Consider the following 1,557-nt stretch of genomic DNA (forward strand, 5'->3'; position numbering starts at 1 on the left):
TCGTATTATAAGGTCAGCCAGATATTTCTGGTTGAACAATTTTTATATCGATATATGATAACGGTAGCTGGGGTAGAACGTTCCTGCCCGTGGGGCTTGGACCCCGTCAACTAAACCGTTCGCCCCCTACTTGCTTAAACATGATTTGGCTGGTTGGGACCAAGATCTCGTATAACAAGCGAAGCTATGATACTGCAAGAAGGATTAGGGGTTACCGGCAATAATATGTTTTTGGAGGAGATAAAAAATGAATCCAGTGGTTGGTCTGGATGTAGCGAAAGGTGAAAGTCAGGTTCAAGCATTCTTGGATAAAAAGAAGCCTTATAAAAGAAGTTTTAAAGTAGCACATACCATTGAAGGACTAGAGAGCTTACACCAATATCTTAGAGAGATAGAAAACATAACAGGAATTCGACCTCCGGTCGTTTTAGAGTCTACTGGGCATTATCATACGCCCATTATGCAGTATTTTGAGGAGAGAGGTTACTTATTAATTATCGTTAACCCACTCATTTCTTATCGTGCGAAGAGCTCTAGTTTACGGAAAGTAAAGACAGATTTAATCGATGCACGTCACCTCTGCGAGCTGTACTATAAAGAGGATTTAGAGCCTTATAAAAAACGAGGGATACAACTCTTAAATCTTCGTAATCTTTCAAGACAACATGCAAATATAACAGGTATCTATGTACAAACAAAACTACAGTTTCAGGCTGTTCTTGATCAAGTATTTCCTGAATATAGAGGGGTTTTTGGAGATTTGTATTCGGTTGTTTCATTGCTTACTCTATTAGAATTCCCTACTTCTGAAGACATATTAGCAGTCGGTGAAGAAACTGTAGCAAATAGGATTAATGAACTTTGTCCAAGTCGTTCTAGAAAGTGGGCGAATACAAAGGCAGAGAAACTTATGGCTGCCTCAGCTCGAAATCCTTTTCAGAGAACTTTATATCAGAGTCACATTTTAAGCCTAGAGATGTATATAAAAATGCTTCTAGAATACCAAAAGCACCTATCCAGGTTTGAAGACGAGATAGATGCTTTGGCAAAAGAAATTGAAGAATATAAGATTATCCAATCCATCCCTGGAATCGGTGAAAAAATCGCTGCAACGATTATTTCTGAAATTGGAGAGATTGATCGGTTTAATCACCCTAAAAAACTGGTGGCATTTGCCGGAATTGATCCAAGTATCTTTGAATCAGGTAAATTTAAAGGCACAGTAAATAGGATTACCAAAAGAGGTTCTGGCAGACTACGACATGCCTTATATATGGCCGTTCGTTGTGCCATTCGTGATTGTCGCAAGAAGAAAACGATAGATGAAATCATCCCTCGGAACAAGAGATTACGAGAGTTCTATGATAAGAAACGTGAAGAAGGAAAGCCCTTTAAAGTAGCTGTGATAGCATGTGCTAATAAGCTTCTACAATGGATTTATGCACTATTACAAAATAACTCGACTTTCCAAGATCTAACCTAGTTTAAAAGTATAACTAAATAGCACAAAACTTTCCAAATACGGTTCATTGGAAGGTTATTTGGCATGCACAAATT

1 protein-coding gene is annotated in these 1,557 nt (G+C 38.2%); it reads left to right on the forward strand.

Features of this window, described 5'->3' with window-relative positions:
• Positions 1-247 precede the first annotated feature (247 nt).
• Positions 248-1,483: an IS110 family RNA-guided transposase gene (locus tag ACIQZD_RS26140; RefSeq protein WP_402907804.1), complete on the forward strand. Its 1,236-nt coding sequence runs from the start codon at positions 248-250 to the stop codon at positions 1,481-1,483.
• Positions 1,484-1,557 lie beyond the last annotated feature (74 nt).

The sequence above is a fragment of the Peribacillus sp. NPDC096447 genome (assembly GCF_044762725.1).
GTDB lineage: Bacteria > Bacillota > Bacilli > Bacillales > DSM-1321 > Peribacillus.

What these genes read in the sequence shown, in the direction of transcription:
- ACIQZD_RS26140 (WP_402907804.1), top strand. Translation starts at nt 248, where the DNA reads ATGAATCCAGTGGTTGGTCTGGATGTAGCGAAAGGTGAAAGTCAGGTT.